The organism is Polaromonas sp. (assembly GCF_039932935.1).
In the GTDB taxonomy this organism is placed as follows: Bacteria; Pseudomonadota; Gammaproteobacteria; order Burkholderiales; family Burkholderiaceae_C; genus Polaromonas.
Map to the genome: position 1 here is coordinate 106,183 of NZ_JBDTPB010000039.1, position 19,874 is coordinate 126,056.

General features: G+C 63.2%; 18 protein-coding genes. 11 read left to right on the plus strand and 7 right to left on the minus strand.

The window, feature by feature from the left end; translation table 11 throughout:
* Positions 1 to 80: 80 nt before the first annotated feature.
* Positions 81 to 1,160: an ABC transporter ATP-binding protein gene (locus tag ABI546_RS06560; RefSeq protein WP_348045270.1), complete on the minus strand. Its 1,080-nt coding sequence runs from the start codon at positions 1,158 to 1,160 to the stop codon at positions 81 to 83.
* Positions 1,161 to 1,199: 39 nt separating this feature from the next.
* Positions 1,200 to 2,285: an ABC transporter ATP-binding protein gene (locus ABI546_RS06565; protein ID WP_348045272.1), complete on the minus strand. Its 1,086-nt coding sequence runs from the start codon at positions 2,283 to 2,285 to the stop codon at positions 1,200 to 1,202.
* Between the two features lie 268 nt (positions 2,286 to 2,553).
* On the opposite strand from ABI546_RS06565, the gene ABI546_RS06570 reads away from it, so the two are divergent.
* From ABI546_RS06570 to ABI546_RS06585, 4 genes are all read left to right on the plus strand, one after another.
* On the plus strand, positions 2,554 to 3,321 hold the full coding sequence (locus ABI546_RS06570; protein ID WP_348045274.1) for a DeoR/GlpR family DNA-binding transcription regulator: 768 nt from the start codon (positions 2,554 to 2,556) through the stop codon (positions 3,319 to 3,321).
* A gap of 48 nt (positions 3,322 to 3,369) precedes the next feature.
* The gene (gene glpK, locus ABI546_RS06575) at positions 3,370 to 4,881 is read left to right on the plus strand and encodes a glycerol kinase GlpK (protein WP_348045276.1); all 1,512 of its coding nucleotides are present in this window, start codon (positions 3,370 to 3,372) and stop codon (positions 4,879 to 4,881) included.
* Between the two features lie 65 nt (positions 4,882 to 4,946).
* Positions 4,947 to 5,786 (plus strand): pyrroline-5-carboxylate reductase, encoded by an 840-nt coding sequence (gene proC / locus ABI546_RS06580; protein WP_348045278.1) that lies wholly within the window; start codon positions 4,947 to 4,949, stop codon positions 5,784 to 5,786.
* 253 nt (positions 5,787 to 6,039) lie between these two features.
* Positions 6,040 to 6,246: a hypothetical protein gene (locus tag ABI546_RS06585; RefSeq protein ID WP_348045279.1), complete on the plus strand. Its 207-nt coding sequence runs from the start codon at positions 6,040 to 6,042 to the stop codon at positions 6,244 to 6,246.
* Positions 6,247 to 6,356: 110 nt separating this feature from the next.
* Here ABI546_RS06585 and ubiA read toward each other — a convergent pair whose 3' ends face one another.
* The 4 genes from ubiA to recG all read right to left on the minus strand — a co-directional run bounded on the left by ubiA (position 6,357) and on the right by recG (position 11,373).
* Entirely contained in the window at positions 6,357 to 7,214 is an 858-nt protein-coding gene (gene ubiA / locus ABI546_RS06590; protein WP_348045281.1) for a 4-hydroxybenzoate octaprenyltransferase, read from the minus strand.
* Positions 7,215 to 7,478: 264 nt separating this feature from the next.
* Entirely contained in the window at positions 7,479 to 7,991 is a 513-nt protein-coding gene (locus tag ABI546_RS06595) for a Dps family protein (protein ID WP_348045282.1), read from the minus strand.
* Positions 7,992 to 8,100: 109 nt separating this feature from the next.
* Positions 8,101 to 9,093 (minus strand): LysR substrate-binding domain-containing protein, encoded by a 993-nt coding sequence (locus tag ABI546_RS06600; RefSeq protein WP_348045283.1) that lies wholly within the window; start codon positions 9,091 to 9,093, stop codon positions 8,101 to 8,103.
* Positions 9,094 to 9,141: 48 nt separating this feature from the next.
* The gene (gene recG, locus ABI546_RS06605; protein ID WP_348045285.1) at positions 9,142 to 11,373 is read right to left on the minus strand and encodes an ATP-dependent DNA helicase RecG; all 2,232 of its coding nucleotides are present in this window, start codon (positions 11,371 to 11,373) and stop codon (positions 9,142 to 9,144) included.
* A 17-nt stretch (positions 11,374 to 11,390) separates the two neighbouring features.
* On the opposite strand from recG, the gene queA reads away from it, so the two are divergent.
* Genes queA through ABI546_RS06635 form a run of 6 tightly spaced genes read left to right on the plus strand, consistent with a single transcriptional unit; the run spans position 11,391 to position 18,108 of the window.
* Positions 11,391 to 12,452: a tRNA preQ1(34) S-adenosylmethionine ribosyltransferase-isomerase QueA gene (gene queA / locus ABI546_RS06610; protein ID WP_348045286.1), complete on the plus strand. Its 1,062-nt coding sequence runs from the start codon at positions 11,391 to 11,393 to the stop codon at positions 12,450 to 12,452.
* A 52-nt stretch (positions 12,453 to 12,504) separates the two neighbouring features.
* The gene (gene tgt / locus ABI546_RS06615; RefSeq protein WP_348045288.1) at positions 12,505 to 13,668 is read left to right on the plus strand and encodes a tRNA guanosine(34) transglycosylase Tgt; all 1,164 of its coding nucleotides are present in this window, start codon (positions 12,505 to 12,507) and stop codon (positions 13,666 to 13,668) included.
* Positions 13,668 to 14,921, plus strand: coding sequence for a glycosyltransferase family 9 protein (locus ABI546_RS06620; RefSeq protein WP_348045290.1), 1,254 nt, complete (start codon positions 13,668 to 13,670; stop codon positions 14,919 to 14,921). Before tgt ends, ABI546_RS06620 begins: the two co-directional genes overlap by 1 nt.
* On the plus strand, positions 14,921 to 15,448 hold the full coding sequence (locus tag ABI546_RS06625) for a GtrA family protein (protein ID WP_348045292.1): 528 nt from the start codon (positions 14,921 to 14,923) through the stop codon (positions 15,446 to 15,448). The genes ABI546_RS06620 and ABI546_RS06625 overlap by 1 nt, the downstream gene beginning before the upstream one ends.
* Positions 15,429 to 17,237 carry a glycosyl transferase gene (locus ABI546_RS06630; RefSeq protein ID WP_348045294.1) on the plus strand — a complete coding sequence of 603 codons (1,809 nt, stop codon included), beginning with the start codon at positions 15,429 to 15,431 and terminating at the stop codon, positions 17,235 to 17,237. The genes ABI546_RS06625 and ABI546_RS06630 overlap by 20 nt, the downstream gene beginning before the upstream one ends.
* A gap of 58 nt (positions 17,238 to 17,295) precedes the next feature.
* Positions 17,296 to 18,108, plus strand: coding sequence for a YaeF family permuted papain-like enzyme (locus tag ABI546_RS06635; protein WP_348045296.1), 813 nt, complete (start codon positions 17,296 to 17,298; stop codon positions 18,106 to 18,108).
* Positions 18,109 to 18,148: 40 nt separating this feature from the next.
* On the opposite strand, the gene ABI546_RS06640 is transcribed toward ABI546_RS06635, so the two are convergent.
* Positions 18,149 to 18,610: a hypothetical protein gene (locus tag ABI546_RS06640; protein WP_348045298.1), complete on the minus strand. Its 462-nt coding sequence runs from the start codon at positions 18,608 to 18,610 to the stop codon at positions 18,149 to 18,151.
* A 244-nt stretch (positions 18,611 to 18,854) separates the two neighbouring features.
* Here ABI546_RS06640 and ABI546_RS06645 point away from each other — a divergent pair, with 244 nt between their 5' ends.
* Positions 18,855 to 19,856 carry an aldo/keto reductase gene (locus tag ABI546_RS06645; RefSeq protein ID WP_348045473.1) on the plus strand — a complete coding sequence of 334 codons (1,002 nt, stop codon included), beginning with the start codon at positions 18,855 to 18,857 and terminating at the stop codon, positions 19,854 to 19,856.
* The last annotated feature ends 18 nt before the right edge of the window (positions 19,857 to 19,874 follow it).

Consider the following 19,874-nt stretch of genomic DNA (forward strand, 5'->3'; position numbering starts at 1 on the left):
TGCCCCCACGCTTGTCACTACGTGTACTGCGCTGCCCCCCGAGGGGGCCGGAGCTTGCTTGAAGCGGTTCTGCGCTGCGCTCATGCTGTCACCAATTCATCGTTGATATAGAGGCAGGTGTGCGGCCCCATGACCTGCAACCACACTTCGTCGCCCACTTGCGGCGCCCGCACGGCCGGATTCAGCCGTGCCTTGAGGGTGTGCTCGCCTATCCGGGCCGTCAGCATCAGGTGCGTGCCAATGTCTTGCACCAGCGTGGCCGTGAACGGCAAGGCCGCCGGGTCACCGGGCGCCGTCTTCACCACGTACTCAGGACGCACACCCAGCTTGAGCTCGCCGTCGGGCATGGGACGTTCAGGCGGCAGCGCCAGCGGCCGGCCCGCGACACGCATCGCACCGCCCGTGACCGTCCCCGGCAAAAAGTTCATGCCGGGTGATCCGATGAAGTGGCCCACAAATGTGTGGCGAGGCCGTTCGAACAGCGCGTCGGCCGAGCCCGTCTGCACAGCGCGGCCGCGCGTCATCACCACCACCTCTTCGGCAAAGGTCAATGCTTCTACCTGGTCGTGCGTCACATAGATCAGCGTGAGCTTGAGTTCATGGTGAATCTGCTTGAGCTTGCGCCGCAACTGCCATTTGAGGTGCGGATCAATCACCGTGAGTGGCTCGTCGAACAGCACGGCCGAAACGTCAGACCGCACCAGGCCGCGGCCCAGCGATATCTTTTGTTTGGCGTCGGCTGCCAGGCCCGCCGCACGGTGATTGAGCTGGCCGCTCATGTCCAGCATCTCGGCAATTTCACCGACGCGTTTTTTGATCTGGTCTTCCGGTACCTTGCGGTTGCGCAGCGGAAACGCCAGGTTCTCGGCCACTGTCATGGTGTCGTAGATCACCGGGAACTGGAACACCTGCGCGATGTTGCGCTGCTGAGGCGTCGCATGCGTCACATCCACGCCGTCAAACTTGACCGTGCCTTGCGACGGCACCAGCAAGCCCGACATGATGTTGAGCATGGTGGTCTTGCCACAGCCCGAAGGGCCCAGCAACGCATAGGCGCCGCCATCGCGGAAGCTCATGGTAAGGGGCAGCAGCGCGTAGTCGCTGTCTTCGCGCGGGTTGGGCCGGTAGGCATGGGCCAGATCGAGATCAATGCGCGCCATAAAGCCTCCGCAGCACAGCAACCGATGCAAAAAGGTGCTTCATGCAAGTCCTCCCCTGCGCTCTGGCGCCAACAGCAAGGCACCGGCCGCGTCAAAGACATACACCTGAGCAGGATTGAGAAACAAGGTGATGGGCGCGCCCAGCTCAAAGTAATGCACACCGGTGAGCTGAGCCACAAGCTCTCCCACCGCCGTGGCGACGTGAACAAACGTATCGGAGCCCGAAATTTCGGCCAACTCGACCTTTCCCGGCAACGCCACATCACCCTCGCGCGCCTCGACGCGCAGGGCGCTGCCACGAACACCCGCCGTGAGAGTGGCCAGGGTTTGCGCCGGCGCATCGGGCAAGGCCAGCGCCAGGATCGGCCCTGCCACCAGCTGCAGGCCTTGCGGCGCCGGCAGCGCCGCCATCAGGTTCATGGGCGGGTCGCTGAAGGCCCGCGCCACGCGCAACGACCGCGGCGAGTGGAATACCTCGGCGGTCGGGCCGTACTGCAGCAGTTCGCCGCCGTCCATCACAGCGGTATAGCCGCCTAACAGCAGGGCCTCGCCAGGCTCGGTGGTGGCATAGATCACAGTGGAATCGCCGGCTGCAAAAAGCTGGGTCAACTCTTCACGCAGCTCCTCGCGCAGCTTGTAGTCCAGGTTGACCAGTGGTTCGTCCAGCAGCATCAGGGGAGCACCCTTGGCCAGTGCACGCGCCAGGGCCACCCGCTGCTGCTGTCCGCCTGAAAGCTCCGCGGGGTAGCGGTCCAGGAACATCTCGATATGCAGGCGCTCGGCCAGTTTCCGCACCGTCTGGTCAATGTTCTTTTCGCCGCGCAGCTTCAGAGGCGAGGCGATGTTGTCCGCCACCCGCAGCGAAGGGTAGTTGATGAACTGCTGATAGACCATGGCGACGTTGCGCTCACGCACCGGCATACCGGTCACATCGGTTGCGTTCACCAGGACTTTGCCGTGCGTAGGGACATCCAGCCCGGCCATGATGCGCATCAGGCTGGTCTTTCCGGCCTGCGTTGCGCCCAGCAGCACGGTAACTTCGCCGCTGCGCGGCGCCAGGTTCAGCTCATAAAGCCATTGTTCGGCACCGACTTTTTTGCTGATGTGATCCAGGGCCAGTTGCATCACACGCCCCCCCTGTGCAGCGGGCCATTGCAGATGCGTCGCAGCGACCCGAAACGGCGGCAGAGCCTCTGCGGCGGGGCAGCGGCGGGCAAACAAGAAGAAGCAGTGGACAAGAAAAGGGCTCCCGGCGAAACTTTGAATGAAGTTCGGTTTTTTTCTATTTTTCTTCTTTTGTGATTGTTTTATCTAATTGTTTTCCCTTATTTGTTTCCTTTTGTTTCGATATAAAGTTTCCAGACCCCTGCTATTCCCTCAAACTTGAACCCGCGTGAACTCCAACCCCAGGCAAATCAAGCTTCTTGACGTCGTGCGAACCCACGGTTCGGCCTCGGTCGAGCAGCTTGCAGAGAAATTGGACGTGACCCTGCAGACCGTCCGTCGGGATGTGCAGCGCCTGGCGGAAGCCGGCCTGCTGACGCGTTTTCACGGCGGCGTGCGCGTGCCCAGCTCCACCATCGAAAACATTGCGCATCGCCAGCGCGAAAGCCTTCATGCCGAAGGCAAGGCGCGCATCGCACGCGCGGTGGCCAGGCGTATTCCGAACGACTGCTCGCTGATTCTCAACATCGGCACCACCACCGAAGCCATTGCCAAGGCCTTGCTGCACCACAAGGGCCTGCGCGTCATCACGAACAACCTTAACGTGGCGGGCATTTTGTGCGGCAACACCGACTGCGAGGTCATCGTGGCGGGCGGCGTCGTGCGCTCGCGCGACCGCGGCATTGTGGGCGAGGCGGCCGTCGACTTCATACGCCAGTTCCGGGTCGACATCGCTGTCATCGGTATTTCCGGGGTTGAACCCGATGGCTCCCTGCGGGACTTTGACTACCGCGAGGTGAAGGTGGCCCAGACCATCATCGAACATGCGCGCGAAGTCTGGCTGGCCGCCGACAGCAGCAAGTTCAACCGGCCTGCCATGGTGGAGCTGGCCACACTGTCCCAGATCGACCGCCTTTTCACCGACATGCCGCCGCCCGAGCCGTTTCCGGCCTTGCTGGACGACGCCGGCGTTACCTGCGAAATTGCCCATTCCTGAGCCCGCGGCACTTGTGCGCGGCTGCCCCTCTTTCATAAACTCCAGCGCATGACATACCTTCTCGCACTCGACCAGGGGACCTCCAGCTCCCGCAGCATTGTGTTTGACGAACACGGCCATATCGTGGCGCTGGCCCAGCAGGAGCTGCCGCAGATCTACCCCCGGCCAGGCTGGGTCGAGCACGATCCGATGGAAATCTGGCGAACGCAGCTAGCCACCGCCCGTGAAGTGCTGGCAAAGGCGAATATCAAGTCCAGCGATATCCGCGCGCTCGGTATCACCAACCAGCGCGAAACTACGGCGCTGTGGAACCGCAAGACCGGCCAGCCCGTGCACCACGCCATCGTCTGGCAGGACAGGCGCGCCGAAAGCACCTGCGCCCAGTTGCGCGAACAGGGAAAGGAAAGCCTGATCCAGTCCAGAACCGGGCTTTTGATTGACGCCTATTTTTCCGGCACCAAGCTCAAATGGCTGCTCGACAACGCGCCCGGCGCGCGCGCGCAGGCCGAGCGCGGCGAACTGGCTTTCGGCACCATTGACAGCTGGCTGATGTGGCAACTGACCGGTGGGGCGCTGCACGCCACCGATGTCACCAACGCGTCGCGCACCATGCTCTTCAATGTGCACACCAACCAGTGGGACGACGAACTGCTTGAGCTGCTGGGTATTCCGCGCTCGCTCATGCCCACCGTATTGCCTTCCAGCGCGTACTACGGTGACGTTCGCGCCGACCTGCTGGGCAGCGCCATTCCGATTGGCGGGGTGGCAGGCGACCAGCAAAGCGCCTTGTTCGGCCAGGCCTGCTTCAAGGCGGGAATGGCAAAGAACACCTACGGCACCGGCTGCTTCATGCTGATGCACACCGGCAATCAGTTTCAGACGTCGCAAAACGGCCTGCTCACGACGAGTGCGGCGCAGGTAGCGCCCACGTCTACCGGAGCTGCGCCGCTGGCCTACGCGATGGAGGGCAGCGTATTCGTCGGCGGCGCCGTAGTGCAGTGGTTGCGCGACGGCCTGCACGCCATCAAGGGCAGCGCCGAAGTGCAAGGGCTGGCCGAAAGCGTGCCGGACTCCGGCGGCGTCATGATGGTTCCGGCCTTCACCGGCCTGGGCGCGCCCTACTGGAAGCCGGATGCACGCGGCACCATCACCGGCTTGACCCGCGGCACCACGGTGGCGCATATTGCCCGCGCCGCGCTCGAAAGCATTGCCTACCAAAGCGCCGCGCTGCTCCAGGCCATGAGCCGGGACGCCGTGGGCGCCGGGGCCGCGCCGGTGGCGGAGCTCCGGGTCGACGGCGGCGCCTGCGTCAACGATCTGCTGATGCAGTTCCAGGCCGACCTGCTCGGCATTCCCGTGATCCGACCGGCCGTGATCGAAACGACGGCGCTGGGGGCCGCCTACCTGGCGGGGCTGTCCAGCGGCGTTTACCGCAGCACCGACGAACTGTCGGGCATGTGGCGGGCCGACCGCAAGTTTTTGCCCACGCTGGGCGCCGACCGGGCGGCCGAGTTGATGGCGCAATGGGAGCGTGCGGTGCGCCAAACCGTGTTGCAGTAGCGCCCGCGGCTGTTGGGCGACAATCCGCGCTTGGCCCCCAACACGCACAAGCAGCGCCCATCGACATGAGCACCTCCTCCTCAACTCCTGACAACGAAAACATCGCCTTCATCGGCGGCGGCAACATGGCCAGCGCCATCATCGGCGGCCTGCGCAAACAGGGCCTCGCAGCGGCCCACATCCAGGTGGTCGAGCCTTTTGAAGAGCAACGCAACAAGCTCATCCGGCAATTCGGGGTGCAGGTTCACGAGAAACCGGGCGCGGCATTGGCGGGCGCCGGCCTGGTCGTGTGGGCTGTCAAGCCGCAAACGTTCAAGGATGCGGCCCTGCAGACACGCTTTCACACCAAAACGGCCCTGCATCTGAGCGTGGCCGCCGGCGTGCGGTCCAGCAGCATCGCGCGCTGGCTGGGTACGGAGCGCGTGGTGCGCGCCATGCCCAACACGCCGGCGCTTGTCGGCAAGGGCATGACGGCGCTGTTTGCGCGTGACGCGGTGACGGACGCAGACAAGCAGGCTGCCGAAAAAGTGGTCAAACCGACAGGTGACTACCTGTGGCTCACCGAGGAAACCCACCTCGATGCCGTGACCGCCCTGTCGGGCTCCGGCCCGGCTTATGTTTTTTACTTTATTGAAGCCATGATTGAGGCCGGCACCGACATGGGCCTTTCCTCCGAGCAGGCGCGCAAACTCGCCGTCGGCACCTTTGTCGGCTCCTCGGCCCTGGTGCAGGCTTCCGACGAAACGCCGCAGGCCCTGCGCGCGCAGGTCACCTCCAAAGGCGGCACCACCTACGCCGCACTCACCTCCCTGGAGCAGGACCACGTCAAAATGCAGTTCATGCGCGCCATCCACAGGGCCAGGCAGCGTGCCGCCGAACTGGGCGATGAGTTTGGGGCGGGCTGATGAATTCCGATAAAAATCCGCTGTAGCCCGATATAGCCGTGCGCAAACAGCTATGCATTTGGTAGCAATTTGACGTTTGCACTGTGGCAGCGCGAGCCGTGATGATGTGTGTCGATGACTGCTGCCGGCAAGTCAACCGCCCTGTGAGGGAGAACGTTTAAGAAGGGCGTCTGTCACGGCGGCCCTGGTCCTTCTGAGGACGGTTCATCCGGCAACACCGCACATAACTTTTTCCAACATCCGGAGCTTCACCATGAACAAATTACTGTCCACCCTCATCAGCGCAGCCGTCCTCGCCATGCCCCTGGCCGTGATCTCCACGCCAGCAGCTGCCCAGGCTGCTGCACCCGCAGCAGCACCTGCTGCCGCACCTGCAGAGAAAAAGGCTGCACCTGCAAAGGTCAAGGCAAAAGCCAAGCACAAGGTCAAGCACAAGGCAAAAGCCAAAAAATCGGTTTAATCCCCCGATGAAGTTCCTCTGAGCCGTTAGCCCTTTGGTCCGGCGACTTCAGGAATTGAAAAAGCCCGCGCAAGCGGGCTTTTTTGTGGCCGTTTCCAGCGCAGCCCCGCTCACATTGCCAGGTACGACAGCGCAATTCCCGCAAACACCGCAAAGCCCAGCCAGTGGTTAAGCCGGAACGCCTTGAAGCAGTCCTCGCGCTCCCGCTTGCGGATCAGCCACCCATGCCACAGCGCCTGCACCGCAGCCACACCGATTGCTATGAAATAGATAGCTGGTTGCGCCTGATCCATAAGCGCTACAGCCCATATTGACAGGTAAATGGCGTAGCAGAGCATGACGGCGGCCACATCAAAACGCCCCAGCGTGATGGCCGAGGTTTTCATGCCTATCTTCAGGTCGTCATCACGGTCCACCATGGCGTACTCGGTGTCATAAGCGATCACCCAGAACAGGTTGCCCAGCAGCAGCACCCAGGCCAGCGGCGGCACACGCGACTGCACGGCGGCAAAAGCCATCGGAATGCCGAAGCTGAAGGCCACACCCAGCACTGCTTGCGGCATGGCGACGTAGCGCTTGGCGAACGGATAGGCCAGCGCGATAGCGAGTGCGGCGAACGACCACGCGATCGCGGCGGCGTTGGTGGTCAGCACGAGCCCGAAAGCCAGCAGCGCCAGCACGGCCCCGAGGATGAGCGCCTCCCGCACCGCTACCGCACCGCTCGTGACCGGCCGCTGGGCCGTGCGCTTGACGTGGCGGTCAAAGTCGCGGTCGGCCACGTCATTGACACAGCAGCCCGCGCTACGCATCAGGATGGTCCCCAGCGTAAACACCGTGACCAGGTGCCAGCCCGGAAAGCCGTGCGAAGCCACCCACAGAGCAGACAGCGTGGGCCACAGCAGCAGCAGCCAACCCGCCGGACGGTTCCAGCGGATCAACTCCAGATAGAGAGCCCCCACGCTTTTCACTTTGTGTAATGCGCTGCCCCCCGAGGGGGCGCTGCGCCTGCGACCCGGCAAAGCCGGTTCCGCGGCCCCGGCTTGGGAAGATGGAGCCCCCACGCTTTTCACTTTGTGTAATGCGCTGCCCCCCGAGGGGGCGCTGCGCCTGCGACCCGGCAAAGCCGGTTCCGCGGCCCCGGCTTGGGAAGACGGATCCCCCACGCCTGCCGCGTCGCGTACTGCGCTGCGCTCCTCTGCACTCGCGCTGGCGGCTTCACTCCCCATCGGCATTTATTCTTCAAGCAGCGAGCGCAACATCCAGGCCGTTTGTTCGTGCACCGTGAGGCGCTGCGTCAACAAATCGGCCGTTGGCTCGTCGTTGGCTTTGTCTGCAACAGGAAACAGTTCGCGCGCGGTGCGTGCCACGGCTTCATGGCCTTGCACCAGGATGCGCACCATCTCCAGCGCCTTGGGTGGCACCACCGGCACGTCGGGAATCGACGCAAGCTTGCTGAACTGGGCATAGGAACCCGGTGCAGGATGACCCAGCGAGCGAATGCGCTCAGCCACTGGATCAACCGCTGCCCACAACTCGGTGTACTGCGTCATGAACATCAGATGCAGCGTGTTGAACATCGGCCCGGTGACGTTCCAGTGGAAATTGTGGGTGGTCAGGTAGAGCGTGTAGGTATCGGCCAGCAGGCGGCTCAAGCCTTTGGCAATGGCCGCGCGATCTTTTTCGTTGATGCCGATATTGATCGCCGGCGCGGGTTTTCCGGAGGTCTTGACTGAAGCTTTGGCCATGGTGTTCCTTTTTAGAAATGAGTAGACAACTTACGAAATCAGTGTGGCGTCTCCGCCGTCACGCGCGATGCCGCTTCGATGGATCGGCACCACAGAGTCGGGACGCTCATCAGGACAAGCGCATCACCCCAGGCAGCTCACAGGCATAAATCGCATTGCGCAACGCAGCGATGGCCTCATAACGGGTGAAACTGCGACGCCAGGCCAGCACCACGCGCCGGCTCGGCACATCACCTTCAAACGGCAGGTATTTGATGAATGAGGGCTGCTCCGCCGCTACCTTGCTGCGGCTTGTTTTCCCCTTGGCCGTTTTGCCGGCCGCAGCCTGCTGGGCCAAAGCCTCCTTGGGCACGCCCAGGCGCGGCACCAGGGTAATGCCCATACCAGCCGCCACCATATGTTTGATGGTTTCCAGCGATGAGCCTTCAAAACTTTTGCTGATGCCTTCGGCACTGCTGGAAAACCGCGCGAACTCGGGGCAGACCTCCAGCACATGGTCGCGAAAGCAGTGGCCCGTGCCCAGCAGCAGCATGGTTTCCTTCTTGAGCTCCTCGGCGGTTACGCTTTTGCGCGACGCCAACGCATGCGCGCTCGGCACCGCCGCCATGAAGGGCTCGTCATAGAGCGGCGCAATCGCCAGGTTGGTATCGGGAAACGGCTCGGCCAGGATGGCGCAATCAATTTCGCCGGTGCGCAGCTCTTCCAGCAGCTTGACGGTGAAGTTTTCCTGGAGCATCAGAGGCATTTGCGGCGTGTGCGCAATCGCCTGGCGCACCAGGTCGGGCAGCAGGTAGGGGCCGATGGTGTAGATCACGCCCAGCCGCAGCGCACCGGCCAGCGGATCCTTGCCGCGCCTGGCAATCTCGCGGATATTGTCGGCCTGCTCCAGCACGCTCTGGGCCTGGCGCACGATTTCTTCGCCGAGCGGGGTCACAGTGATCTCATTGGCATTGCGCTCGAAGAGCTTGACCTGCAGCTCTTCTTCCAGCTTCTTGATGGCCACGCTCAGCGTGGGCTGCGAGACGTGGCAAGCGTCGGCACCCTTGCCGAAATGCTTTTCCCGGGCAACGGCGACGATGTATTTGAGTTCGGTCAGCGTCATGGGCTTTATTGTGCTGCTTTTCGCGATGGACGTGCTGCGTGCGGGCGTTTAGGCCTTCAGGTAGTCCGCCTTGCCGCCCAGCCAGCGCTGAATATGCCGATGCGCAAGATCTGCATGCCCGTCAAGCATCAGCGGTGCCACGCCGCGCGCCCAGGCCAGCAACGCGGCATCGGTTTCAAGGTCGGCAAAACGCAGCAGCGGCGCACCCGATTGCCTGGCGCCCAGGAATTCACCGGGGCCGCGAATCTCCAGGTCGCGCCGGGCGATCTCAAAACCGTCATTGGTTTGCGCCATGGCTTTCAGGCGCTCGCGCGCCATCTCGCCCAGACGCGACGATTCACCGGTGGAATACAGCAGCACGCAAGCTGACGCCGCCGCTCCGCGCCCCACACGGCCCCGCAGCTGGTGCAACTGGCTCAGGCCGAAGCGCTCGGCATGCTCAATCACCATGAGTGACGCATTGGGTACATCCACGCCCACCTCGATGACCGTGGTGCTGACCAGCACGCCCATTTGCCCACCGGTAAAAAGCGCCATCACAGCCTTCTTCTCGGCCACCGGCATGCGCGAATGCAAGAGTCCCACCATCACGCCGGCCCCGCCGCCGGGCCGCCCCAAGGCAGGGCCAGCCCCCTCGGGGGGCAGCGACCCGCGCAGCGGCGGAGCGTGGGGGCTATTCAAAGCTGCGCTCAGCGCTTCGTGTGTCTGCGTGGCGTTGACGAGGTCGATGGACTCGCTTTCTTCAATCAACGGGCAGACCCAGTAAATCTGCCGGCCTTCAGCCAGCTGGCCGCGTATGCGCGCGATCACTTCGTCACGCCGGGTGTCGCTTACCACCTTGGTCACGATGGGCGTGCGGCCGGGTGGCAGCTCATCGATGGTGGAGACATCCAGGTCGGCGTAGTAGCTCATGGCCAGGGTTCGGGGAATCGGCGTGGCGGTCATCATCAAAAGGTGCGGCTCTTCCCCGCCTTCGGTCATCTTGCTTCGCAGGGCCAGACGCTGCGCCACGCCGAAGCGGTGCTGCTCGTCGATGATGGCCAGCGCCAGGTTCTTGAACTTCACCTTGTCCTGAATCACCGCGTGCGTGCCTATGACCAGGCCCGCGGCACCGCTTTCAATGAGCGCCAGCATTTCGCGGCGCTCTTTGGTCTTCTGGCTGCCGGTCAGCCAGGCGGTCTTGATGCCTAGCGGTTCCAGCCAGCCAATCAGCTTGCGGAAATGCTGCTCAGCCAGAATTTCGGTGGGCGCCATCAGCGCGCATTGCCAGCCTGCGTCCATGCAGCGGGCGGCCGCCAGCGCCGCGACCACGGTCTTGCCGGCGCCCACATCACCCTGCAACAAGCGGTGCATGGGGATGTCCTTCTCCAGATCGGTTGAAATGTCGCGGCATACACGCGTCTGCGCGGCGGTCAGGCGAAAAGGCAAGCGTTCCAGCAACTGGTCATGCAATGTGCACTGCGCACCCCGCATGACCGGGCCGGAGAGCCTGGGCGCGCGCATGGCGGCGCGCACGCGACGCGCTTGAAGCTGTGAGAGTTGTTGGGCCAGCAACTCTTCAGCCTTGAGTCGCTGCCAGGCCGGATGGCTTCGGTCTTCCAGCGTGGCGAGCGAGACATCCGGCGTGGGATGGTGCAAAAACTGTAGCGCCTCGCGCAGGCTCCACAAAGGCTGCGGCATCTTTTTGCTGAGAACCTCTTCGGGAAGGGTCTCCCGGAGGTCAGCCCGAAACAGCCCACTGAGCACCGCCTTGCGCAGGTAGGCTTGGGGCAAACCCGCCGCGGTGGGATACACCGGCGTCAGGGCCCCGGGGAGCTCGCCACCGGCCAACCTGAAGCTGGGGTGGATCATTTCGCGGGCGACAAAGCCGCCGCGGATCTCACCGCGCACCCGCACCTGAGCGCCCACGCTCAGCGTTTTCTGGTGAGCCGGATAAAAGTTGATGAAGCGCAGCACGCAGGTGCCGCTGCCGTCGTCCACCGTCACGCGCAACTGGCGGCGCGGGCGAAAGGCGATGTCGCTGTGGGTTACGACACCCTCAATCTGCACCAGGTCGCCGTCCCGGGCATCAGCCAGCCGCACGATGCGGGTTTCGTCCTCGTAGCGCAGGGGCAGGTGCAGGGCCAGGTCGATGTCGCGGCGCAGTCCCATTTTCTCGAGCGCCTTTTGCGCAGGCGATTTGGGCGGTGCTTTTTCGGCTTTGGCCCGAGGCGCGGCTGTGTTCTCGGCCGCGGCCTCGGGCGGGGCGGTTTTTCGGGCGGAGGCACCAAGTGGCGACATGGGACAATTGTGCCTTCATGAAGACGCATTTCAGCCTCGGCGATTTTGATTTCACGCTGCCCGAAGAACTCATAGCCCAACATCCCGCAGCCCAGCGCAGCGCCTCGCGCCTGCTTGACGGCCGGGAAGACTTGCCCGTAGACCGCCGGTTCACCGAACTCCCCGGCCTGCTGCTGCCGGGCGACCTGCTGGTGTTTAACGACACCAAAGTCGTCAAGGCCCGGCTGTTCGGCCAGAAGGCCAGCGGAGGCAAGCTGGAATTGCTGATAGAGCGCGTGCTGTCACCCCATGCCGATGAGGGCCATGAAGTCGCTGCCCACATGAAGGTCAGCAAGAAGCCCCTGCCCGGCGCAGTGCTGCAGATGGACGGCGGCTTCACGGCTACGTTGCTGGGCCGTTGGCCAGAAGAGAGCGGGCCCTTGTACCGCTTTCGCCTCAGCAGCGACCCCTATGCGCTGATGGCACAGCACGGCCATGTGCCGTTGCCCCCCTACATCACGCACACCGATTCCGCCGATGACGAACAGCGCTACCAGACCGTGTTCGCTAAAAACCCGGGCGCTGTGGCGGCGCCCACGGCCGCGCTGCATTTTGACGAAACTGTGCTGACCGAACTGGAAGCGCGCGGCATCCAGCGCGCCAGCGTGACCTTGCATGTAGGCGCCGGAACCTTCCAGCCTGTGAAGGCCGAGAACATCGCCGACCACACCATGCATTTCGAGCGCTTTGAGGTACCCGTTGCCACCCGGGAGGCGATTGCCGCGTGCAAGGCGCGCGGCGGCCGGGTAGTGGCCGTAGGCACCACCACCGTGCGGGCACTGGAGTCGCACGCCAAATTCGGCTCCGAATGCAACGACACCAACATCTTCATCACCCCGGGTTTTGAATTTGCCATGGTGGATTTGCTGTTAACCAACTTCCACCTGCCCAAAAGCACCTTGATGATGCTGGTCAGCGCGTTTTCGGGCTATGAACACATCATGGCGCTGTACCGCCACGCAATCGCCCAGCGCTACCGCTTCTTCAGCTATGGCGACTCCATGCTGCTGGCGCGAAAAACCCCTCTGGCAGGCACCTAAGAACGCCTGAAGGGCGCCTGAATCCCCCGCGTACACCTGCGACAATCCCAAGATGCTTGAATTTGAAGTTTTGAAGACCGACGCCCCGGCGGACGAAGGGGCCGGCGCCTACCTCGGGTCCTACGCCCGGCGCGGCAAGTTGACGCTCAACCACGGCGTGGTGCAAACGCCCATCTTCATGCCGGTCGGCACCTATGGCACGGTCAAGGGCGTGATGCCGCAGTCGCTGCACGACATGGGCGCGCAAATCATCCTGGGCAACACCTTTCACCTCTGGATGCGGCCCGGCCTGGACGTGATGCAGCAGTTCGGCGGCCTGCACAAGTTTGAAAGCTGGAACAAACCCATCCTGACCGACAGCGGCGGCTTCCAGGTGTGGTCGCTGGGCGAGATGCGCAAGATTTCGGAAGAGGGCGTGAAATTTGCCTCGCCCGTCAACGGCGACAAGCTCTTTTTGACGCCCGAGATCTCGATGCAGATCCAGACCGTGCTCAACAGCGACATCGTGATGCAGTTCGACGAGTGCACGCCTTACGACACCAAAGGCCACATCACCACCGAGAGCGAAGCGCGCAGCTCGATGGAGCTCAGCCTGCGCTGGGCCAGCCGCTGTATCGCCGAATTCAAAAAGCTGGAGAACCCCAACGCGCTGTTCGGCATCGTGCAGGGCGGCATGTTTGAAAACCTTCGCCAGGAATCGCTCGATGCACTGGTGGAGCTGGACCTGCCCGGCTACGCCATCGGCGGCGTGAGCGTAGGCGAGCCCAAGGAAGAAATGCAGCGCATCATGGCGCACACGCCGCATCGCCTGCCAGCGCACAAGCCGCGCTACCTGATGGGCGTGGGCACGCCTGAAGACCTGGTCGAGGGTGTGACCGCCGGCGTCGACATGTTCGACTGCGTGATGCCCACCCGCAACGCACGCAACGGCCACATGTTCACCCGCTTCGGCGACCTGAAAATCCGCAACGCACGCTACAAGACCGAAGACCAGCCGGTGGACGCGACCTGCAGCTGCTACACCTGCAAAAATTTCTCGCGCGCCTACATGCACCACCTGGACCGCTGCGGCGAGATGCTCGGCCCCATGCTGTCGAGCATCCACAACCTGCATTACTACCTGAACCTGATGCAGGAAATTCGCGACGCACTCGACGCGGGGCGCTTCGGCGAATTCACCGCGCAGTTCCGCACCGACCGGCAGCGGGGCGTGTAATGAACATCAACCTGCAACGATGGATTGACCGCTGGGCCGGTATTCCGCTGTGTGCGGCGGTGTCGGGCATCGATGCGGTCATGCGCCGTTTTCGTGGTGACGACAACGCCGACAAAGCGCCTCGCGCCATCGTGGTGATTCTGCTTTCGGAAATGGGCAGCCTGGTGTTGGCCCACGACATGTTTGCGCGGCTGAAGGAACGCTACCCGGACGCTCCGCTGCATGCCCTGCTCTTCGGCAAGAACCGCGAGATCCTCGACCTCATGAAGGTGGTGGACCCGGCCAACGTGCACACGGTGAACGACAAATCGCTGGGCGGCCTGCTCTCCAGTTTGTGGAAGGCAATTGGCGAGCTGCGCCGCGCCAACGTCGACGTGGCGATCGACTGCGAACTTTTTTCGCGCATCAGCAGCCTCCTGTCGTATGCCAGCGGCGCCCGCATCCGCGTGGGCTTTCACCGCCACACGCAAGAAGGCCTGTACCGCGGCTCGCACATCAACCGGCCCGTTCCCTACAACCCGTATCACCACATCAGCGCGCAGTTCCTGACGCTGGCGCGCGCGATTGATTCGACAGCCGTCCCCAAGTCGAAGCTGCCGGCCAACCTGGCCGCAGCCGGCAGCGGCAAGCCGCCGCCGCATGTGCAGCTGCAGGCGGCGCTGGTGCCGGGCATCCAGGCCCGGCTGGCGCAGGATTTCCCGGCCATTGCCGGCAAGCCGCTGGTGCTGGTCTATCCGGGCGGCGGCATCTTGCCGATACGTGCCTGGCCCCTGGCTTCGTACACCGCGCTGTGCGAAGGCCTGGTGGCTGACGGCTGCGCGGTGGCCGTGATCGGCCTGAAGGACGACCAGGCGCTGGCGCGGCAACTGGTGGCCAATGTGCATGCCGCTTTCCCGGGCAGCCCGGTGATCGACCTGACGGGCTACACCCGCTCGATTTCCGAGCTGCTGGCGCTGTTCCATATCGCGCGGCTGCTGGTCACCAACGACGGTGGCCCGGGCCAGTTTGCAGCGCTCACACCGATCTGGACGCTGATGCTGTTTGGCCCCGAAACGCCCGGCCTCTATGCGCCCCTGACACCGAAGTGCCACTCCTTTTACAGCCAGTGGCCCTGCTCGCCCTGCCTCACCGCCTACAACCACCGCTCGTCCTATTGCGACGGCGACAACCAGTGCCTGAAAGTCATTGAGCCGGCCGCCGTGCTGGCCAAGGCGCGCGAATGCCTGGTGGCGCCAACGATTGCCAACGCCTGATGCCGACACTCCGATCCATTGCCGAGGCGGTCATCAACCGCCTGCCCGAACGCCTCCGGCCCATGGCGCGCTGGCGCTTCATCAAGTTTGGTGTGGTGGGCGCCAGCGGCACCGTGGTCAACGTCGCCGTGCTGTATGTGGCGCAGGAGTTTTTGTTCAGCCATATCGCGGATTTCCACTCCCGGCTCAACTACTCCATCGCGCTGGCGATCACCGTTGCCACCATCAGCAACTTCTACTGGAACCGGCGCCTGACCTGGCGCGACCGTAAACACGAAGTCCACCATTCAGCGCTGTTCCTGTTTTCCAAATACGTGATGGCGGCCGGCCTGGCCATCGTGCTGCAGTCATTGCTGACCAAATGGCTGGCGCTGCATATGCACTACATCGTGGCCAACGTGCTGGCAATCGCGCTGTCGAGTGTGTGCAATTTTGTGGCCAACGACCGCATGACTTTCCGCCGCCGCCGCGCCAAAATGGTTGCGCCCGACGAAACTCTCCCGCCCGATGTCCATGACAAGCCTTGAGTCCCTGAAGAACCGCGTCCCAGCCCACCGCATCTGGATAGGGCTGGCTCTTTTGGTGGCCTTGGGCTACTTGTTCGGCCTGAGCGGTGACCACATTCCGCGCAACGGCGACGAGCTGGTCTACGCCCACATCGCAAGGCTGACGGCCGAGAGCGGCAAGTGGCTGCCGCTGGTCAGCTCCTACGACTTCATGCGCAACACCAAGCCGCCCGTGCTGTTCTGGCAGGCCATGGTGGCCGGTGGGTGGGGCGACCACTGGACGCTGCTGAACCTGCGCTTGCCCAGCGTGGCGTATTCGTGGGTCATCGCATTCATGGTGGGGATGTTGACCTGGAAGACCGTGCGCGACACAGCCGTTACAGTGCCGCCCGATGCAGATGCCGCGGCAACGCGGACGGCCTGGAGCGCAAACCAGCGCGCCCTGACCATGGGCGCCATTGCCGCCATCGTTTACCTGTCATTCTTCAGCACTTATCGCTATGGCAGGCCGTACCTCACCAGCGCGCCTGAAACCTTCTGGCTGTTTGGCGTGTTGTGGGCCGTGGCCTGGGCGCCCGCTAAATTGCTGGCCTCGCGATGGAAGTTTCCCTTGCTCGCCGGCCTGGCCATCGGCATCGGCTGCCTTTACAAGTCCTTTGTCATGGTCGTGCCCGTCGGGTTCGGACTGGCCCTGTGCTACCAGATGCTGAGTGCTCAAAAAGCCCCGTGGGAGATCTTCCGGCGCGGAATCGTCACGGACGGTATCAAGGTTGCAGCGACCTGCCTGCTCGCGCTGGCCATTTTCGGTCTGTGGTTTGCCATCGATCCGCAGCCAGGTGAAGTCTGGCGTGAGTTTGTTGTCGGCGAAAACGCCGGCAAAATGAATTCGTCACGCGGCTATTTCGCCATCGCCTTGAGCGGCAGCAGCGGCGTGTTGACCATATTGACGGGGTACTTTTCCAATGCCCTTTTTCTGTTGCCTGTAGCGGCCGGCTGCTTTGTGGCGGCATGGCGCGCCCGCCAGCAACGCAAGGGCACCGCAGAAGTCATCAGTGATGCAGAGAAAGCCCTGTGGCTCTGGATGCTGGCCTTTGCGCTGGTATTCATGGTGCCGACACAACGCTCCACCCGCTACCTGATTCCGGCCATGCCCGCGCTGGCCGTGCTGATCGCCTTGTACTGGAACCGCATTTCACGCATCTGGTTCAGCCTGACCTTGTTGATCTGCCTGGGCGGCGCACTGGCCATGGGGCTGATCGGCTACGGCGGCGTGCGTGCCACGCAAAACGCCTGGCTGTACTCGCCGCTCTACTGGCTCTTTCTGCTGGGGCTGGGCGTGATGTGCATCGCTGGCATGGCCAAGCGCGAGCTAACGCGCCCGGTCGCCGCGATGAGCAGCTTTGCCGTGTTCTTTGCGCTGGCATGGGTGACCGCACCCTTCAATGGCGACATGGGCCATTTCCGTCCCGAAACCAACGCCCTGCTCAAAGGCCAGACCGTGTCGGTGCCGAGCAATTTCAACGGCCACTTCGAGCGCTACGAATTCATCATTCCCGGCGCCAAAATTGTTCCTTACTTCGCGGCGCAGCCGGTGGACTACCAGGAGGTCGACGCGCTGTTCAAGAACACGCGCTACGCATTGGTGCAGCGCCGCGTGGGGCAAGCGCCTTGCGCCGGCTGCCGCATCCTTGACGAGCGCTGGGACCTGCGTTCACGCCAGGACGAGAAGGAGGGCACGCTGGGCGCATTCAAGTCGCCCGAAACCTTCTGGTACGCCAAAGAGTACCTGGTCGAGCGGACTGCACCCTGAGCTTGCGCTGTTTGCCTGATTCATTCCAACCACCCGTTATTTGACCGGAGCCCAGCGCATGCCGCAATCCTCATCACAGGCCTCGATGGTCCGACTGCTGTCTTCAGCGGCAGCCCTGGGCGCCTTGCTGCTGGCGCTGGTCGGTTGCGCCACGGCCATCAAGCCGCATGACGAGACGGGCGCACCGATGCTGGGTTTTCAGAATATGGCGCTGAACCCGGGCAATGGCGGGGAGCTCATCAAGGGCGACGCGCTGCGGCCTGGCGACATCATCCTCACCGCCGAGAACGGCCTCAATTCGGTGGGCATCCGGTTGATCACCCTCTCGCCGGTCAGCCACGCAGCGGTTTACCTTGGCAACCAGCAGATCGCCGAAGCCGTGGGATCGGGCATCCGCGTGCGCAGCGTCGATGCACTGGTGGCCGACGAGGCCACGGTCGTGGCCTTTCGCCACCCGGACCTCACGGCCGAGCAGGCCATCAAGATCCACACCTTCGCGGCCAGACACGAAGGCAAGAAGTACAACTATGTCGGCGTGATGCTGCAGGCGCCCTTTGCGCTGGAGCGCCGCATGTGCGAATTGCCCCTGGTGCCGTCCATGGTGCGTGACTTCTGCATCCGCGGCATCGCGGCTGTGCAGTTGGGGCTGGGCCGCAACGACCAGTTCTTCTGTTCGCAATTCATTCTTGAGGCTTACCGCAGTGCCGGCTTGCCACTGACTGACGCCGACCCACGCCTCATCAACCCCGGTGACCTGCTTCACATGCGGGAGGGCGACGTGCCCTCCATCATGATTCACAAGCCGCTGAAATACGTGGGCCATCTCAAGGCAGCGCCGCAAATCATTGCCGCAGAGCAGATGCGGCAGTAGCCGACGCCGCTGTCACAGCGACGTCGGCCACGGCGTTGCTTTAGCCGCCGACGTGCATGGTGAACTGCGCGCCGTTGGACAACTTGCATTGCCCTGTCCCCATCGTCGACGAGTTCATCTGGTAGCGGCAGCTGATGTAGCTGCCCCGGCTGCCTGACCCGTTGGCCACGCCCTCGCGAATCGACGAGCCCGACAGGCGGGTGGCCTCTCCGCTGAAGCTTTCACCATTGATGTTGGTGGTGAAAGTGCCGCGGCCGTTCATGTCATTTGTCACCACCGCACCGACCATACCGTAAGGCGTCGCGGTGTCGTTGGCCGGATACAGCCGTGCCGCGAAAGTCGTGCTGACGGGAGGCGCCGGCGTGACATACACGGTGGAGGCCATCGGCGGATGGCCGGGCTGAACCGGCACCACATAACAACCGGCCAGTGTGCCGACACCGATCGCGGCACCGGCAAGCGCCACGGCGCGGGCCGTGCGTGACATTGAAAACCAGGACATAGCAAGCTTCATAAATTACCCGAAGGCCCAAGCACATGCTTGTGGGCGCAGTGTGCGACGCACTGGCAATAAAGTTGCATTTAAAGCTACAAGCATTGATTGCATGTACCGAAGGTATCTACTTTTGATACCTCACCGGTAAATCGGCCTACCCTTTACCGAAGCAGGGCAGCAGGACAAAGCAGCCGGCCGCAAGCTGAGGCACCATCACACCCTTGCCCACTTTTTTCAGCACCCCATGACCATGCCCTACCGCCGTCTCGGCAACAGCAACCTCAAAGTCTCCGTCTTGTGCCTGGGCACCATGATGTTCGGCAAACAGACACCTTTTGACGAAGCGGGCCGCATCGTCGCCTCGGCCCGCGAGCGCGGCCTGAACTTCATCGACACGGCCGACGTGTACAACCAGGGGCAGTCGGAAAAAGACGTGGGGAAGCTGCTGGCCGGGCAGCGGCATCACTGGGTGCTGGCCAGCAAGCTCGGCAACCCCGTGAGCGAAGCCATTAACGAGGGGCACTACTCGCGCCGATGGCTCATGCAGCAAACCGACGCCATCCTGGCGCGGCTACAGACCGACTACCTGGACATCCTCTACCTGCACCGCGACTACCACGACGCCAACCTGGAAGAGGCCGTGCGTGCGCTGGGCGACCTGATTCGCGCGGGCAAGATCCGCAGCTTTGGCCTGTCCAACTTTCGCGGATGGCGCATCGCCGAAGTGGTACGGCTGTGCAAGGAACTGGGCGTGCCTCAGCCTGCGGTGTGCCAGCCCTATTACAACCTTCTCAACCGGGGACCGGAAGTGGAAATCCTGCCGGCCTGCGGCCACTATGGCATCGGCGTGGTGCCCTACAGCCCGCTGGCGCGCGGCGTGCTCACCGGCAAATACCCGCCCGGCCAACCGCCGGCTGAAGGAACCCGCGCGGGTAGCGGCGACAAGCGCATTCTGGAAACGGAGTTTCGCGAGGAGTCGCTCGTGATCGCCCAGAAAATCCGGCAGCGCTGCGAAGCCAAAGGCTGGGTTCCCGGTCAATTCGCAGCGGCCTGGGTGCTGGCCAATCCGCTGGTCACCTCCGTGATTGTCGGGCCACGGGTGCTGTCGCACCTGGAAGACGTTTATGGCGCAGCCGGCCTGACGCTTGCCGCAGACGATGAGGCTTTTGTGAATGCACTGGTGGTGCCAGGCCATGCTTCCAGCCATGGCTACAACGACCCGGGCTATCCATTCTTCGGCCGGCCCGTCTGACGGCCGCCTCTGCCCCGC

Bases quoted from the DNA above. Each gene is read 5' to 3' on its own strand.
- ABI546_RS06620 (WP_348045290.1), top strand. From the start codon at position 13,668: ATGAACATCAACCTGCAACGATGGATTGACCGCTGGGCCGGTATTCCG.
- ABI546_RS06565 (WP_348045272.1), bottom strand. From the start codon at position 2,285: ATGCAACTGGCCCTGGATCACATCAGCAAAAAAGTCGGTGCCGAACAA.
- tgt (WP_348045288.1), top strand. From the start codon at position 12,505: ATGCTTGAATTTGAAGTTTTGAAGACCGACGCCCCGGCGGACGAAGGG.
- ABI546_RS06600 (WP_348045283.1), bottom strand. From the start codon at position 9,093: ATGACGCTGACCGAACTCAAATACATCGTCGCCGTTGCCCGGGAAAAG.
- recG (WP_348045285.1), bottom strand. From the start codon at position 11,373: ATGTCGCCACTTGGTGCCTCCGCCCGAAAAACCGCCCCGCCCGAGGCC.
- ABI546_RS06625 (WP_348045292.1), top strand. From the start codon at position 14,921: ATGCCGACACTCCGATCCATTGCCGAGGCGGTCATCAACCGCCTGCCC.
- ABI546_RS06635 (WP_348045296.1), top strand. From the start codon at position 17,296: ATGCCGCAATCCTCATCACAGGCCTCGATGGTCCGACTGCTGTCTTCA.
- ABI546_RS06595 (WP_348045282.1), bottom strand. From the start codon at position 7,991: ATGGCCAAAGCTTCAGTCAAGACCTCCGGAAAACCCGCGCCGGCGATC.
- proC (WP_348045278.1), top strand. From the start codon at position 4,947: ATGAGCACCTCCTCCTCAACTCCTGACAACGAAAACATCGCCTTCATC.
- ABI546_RS06645 (WP_348045473.1), top strand. From the start codon at position 18,855: ATGCCCTACCGCCGTCTCGGCAACAGCAACCTCAAAGTCTCCGTCTTG.
- queA (WP_348045286.1), top strand. From the start codon at position 11,391: ATGAAGACGCATTTCAGCCTCGGCGATTTTGATTTCACGCTGCCCGAA.
- glpK (WP_348045276.1), top strand. From the start codon at position 3,370: ATGACATACCTTCTCGCACTCGACCAGGGGACCTCCAGCTCCCGCAGC.
- ABI546_RS06630 (WP_348045294.1), top strand. From the start codon at position 15,429: ATGTCCATGACAAGCCTTGAGTCCCTGAAGAACCGCGTCCCAGCCCAC.
- ABI546_RS06640 (WP_348045298.1), bottom strand. From the start codon at position 18,610: ATGTCCTGGTTTTCAATGTCACGCACGGCCCGCGCCGTGGCGCTTGCC.
- ABI546_RS06560 (WP_348045270.1), bottom strand. From the start codon at position 1,160: ATGGCGCGCATTGATCTCGATCTGGCCCATGCCTACCGGCCCAACCCG.
- ABI546_RS06585 (WP_348045279.1), top strand. From the start codon at position 6,040: ATGAACAAATTACTGTCCACCCTCATCAGCGCAGCCGTCCTCGCCATG.